Below are 2,003 nucleotides of genomic sequence, written 5' to 3'. Positions count from 1 at the left end.
GTTTTAATACGACTCTGATTGTCGATATTTCCTTCGTTTACCCAAATAAAGCATCCAAGGAAATTGTTTGCTCCAAATACGGCTTCAAGCAAAAGTCGAAGTCTATGCAATTCAGCATCATTGATACTGCAAGCAATTACGCCATCTTCCTCTAGGAAATCATATAGAATGCGGAGCCGCGGATACATCATACTAAGCCATTTGTCATGGCGTGAAAGGTCTTCGGTTTCCTTGCCGACGACCTTTCCGAGCCAAGCCTGTATCTCTACAGAGTTGACGTTATCGTTGTAGACCCAACCCTCATTACCAGTATTGTATGGAGGATCGATATAAATAAGTCCTACTTTGCCGGCGTAATATGGAAGTAAAGACTTTAAAGCCTCAAGATTGTCACCCCTTACCAAGATGTTTCCGGCATCCGGATGGCCCGCAGACTTCGATTTATCGCAGTGAAGAAGCCTGTAAGCTACATCTCTATGGTGATTTACTACGGATTTTTTGCCAATCCAATCTAAAACGGGCATACATTGAGCCTTTAATACTAAACGTTCAGCGTCGTTATCATTGGGCATGCGCCTTCAGCAAATGGCACCATACCGCGCCAATTGTTAAGCTTAAACAACCGGTGTCGTCGCTTCCACCTGCTTTTGTGCAAAATTCAAGAATTATGCACAAAATGCAAGGGCCTGATTTCGTTTAGGCTTTTCCGTGCGTAAATCATGTGCGAAACTAGGGCATGATTTACGGCTATGCGCGGGTATCGACGGACGGGCAGAGCGTTGACGCACAGGTGCGCCAACTGACCGAGGCCGGATGCGCCAAAATTTTCCAGGAGACGGCCTCGGGAGCAAAGTCAGACCGGACGCAGCTGCGCAAAGCGATAACCGCTCTTGGCCCTGGTGACGTGCTGGTGGTCACGCGCCTCGATCGCTTGGCGCGCTCTACTCGTGACCTTCTCAACACCCTAGCGATGGTAACCGAAGCCGGGGCTGGGTTCCGGTCCCTCGACAATGGATGGGCTGATACGACAACTCCACACGGTCGGCTGCTTGTGACGATCCTGGGCGGCCTGGCAGAGTTCGAGCGGTCATTGATCCTGTCTCGGACAGGCGAAGGCAGGGCGCGGGCGATGGCGCGGGGCGTCCGTATGGGGCGCAAGCCGAAGCTGTCACCGCATCAACGCGTCGAAGCTTTGCAGCGGCGCGATGCTGGGGAAAATGTCACTGATATTGCTCGGTCTTACAATGTAAGTCACAGCACGATATCCCGCCTCGCATAGAGCAAGGCGGACTACGAAGTCATATTGCGCAGTATGTCCGAACGGATACTATTCGCGACGCCATTTATCTGGATGACCCTTATCTGTATTGCGCACACGTTCAACGTGGCGAGTTGCGTCGGGCTTATGCTCTTTTGCCCAATCAATCGCTTCGCGCTGAGTCGGAAGAACCTTTGACGCACGGTCCGAATTAGGATTGCGAACAGCATAATCTCCCTGATCGCGTTGCTCGATAAAAACTTCTTTTTTTGTCATTCGCCTTCCTCCTTTATTTTACAATCCTGAGATGGGTTGTCTTTCCTTGATTGGAAATTGCGATCCCGTATAAGCTCGACAGCTCTGATGTGTTTACATGAAGTAATTGCGACAGATCGGATATCGTATAACCAAGCTGTTTCGTGTGAGCATCAATGAGATCTGGCAACACAGTGGCTGGTTCGCGCGGGAAATCCAATTCAACGGGCTACCGTGTGCGCCATCTATTGATACTGAACTGCTGCCAAAGATACCGCTGCTGGTTGTCAGTTAATAACCCCAAGCGACCGGCGCGGTGGAGAAGCCCTTGCATCGAAACGCGCCAAATCGGTTTCAGCTCGGCAAACAACCGAACATCAATCCGACGATTCAAAGCGCCACGAATATCGCGAGCCGGCATAAGGAAGGCGCTCGCAAATAGGTTTGCCTCTTGCTCCATTTCTTTTGTTGGCTGTCCCCTGTGCATCAC

Annotated in this window: 4 protein-coding genes; 1 reads left to right on the top strand and 3 read right to left on the bottom strand. The window is 50.6% G+C overall.

The window, feature by feature from the left end; translation table 11 throughout:
* The coding region (locus tag FV242_RS33720; RefSeq protein ID WP_210248999.1) for a DNA methyltransferase at positions 1 to 572 on the bottom strand (572 nt) is incomplete at its 3' end.
* 164 nt (positions 573 to 736) lie between these two features.
* On the opposite strand from FV242_RS33720, the gene FV242_RS33715 reads away from it, so the two are divergent.
* Positions 737 to 1,279, top strand: coding sequence for a recombinase family protein (locus tag FV242_RS33715; RefSeq protein ID WP_147942001.1), 543 nt, complete (start codon positions 737 to 739; stop codon positions 1,277 to 1,279).
* A 48-nt stretch (positions 1,280 to 1,327) separates the two neighbouring features.
* Here the strand turns inward: FV242_RS33715 and FV242_RS33710 are convergent, their stop codons facing one another.
* Positions 1,328 to 1,534: a DUF2188 domain-containing protein gene (locus FV242_RS33710; protein WP_147942000.1), complete on the bottom strand. Its 207-nt coding sequence runs from the start codon at positions 1,532 to 1,534 to the stop codon at positions 1,328 to 1,330.
* 208 nt (positions 1,535 to 1,742) lie between these two features.
* On the bottom strand, positions 1,743 to 2,003 hold a 261-nt coding region (locus FV242_RS33705; RefSeq protein ID WP_147941999.1), incomplete at its 5' end, for an ImmA/IrrE family metallo-endopeptidase.

Origin of the sequence: Methylobacterium sp. WL64 (genome assembly GCF_008039945.1) — a bacterium.
Lineage (GTDB): Bacteria > Pseudomonadota > Alphaproteobacteria > Rhizobiales > Beijerinckiaceae > Methylobacterium.
This window is presented reverse-complemented; position numbering and strand designations above follow the sequence as displayed.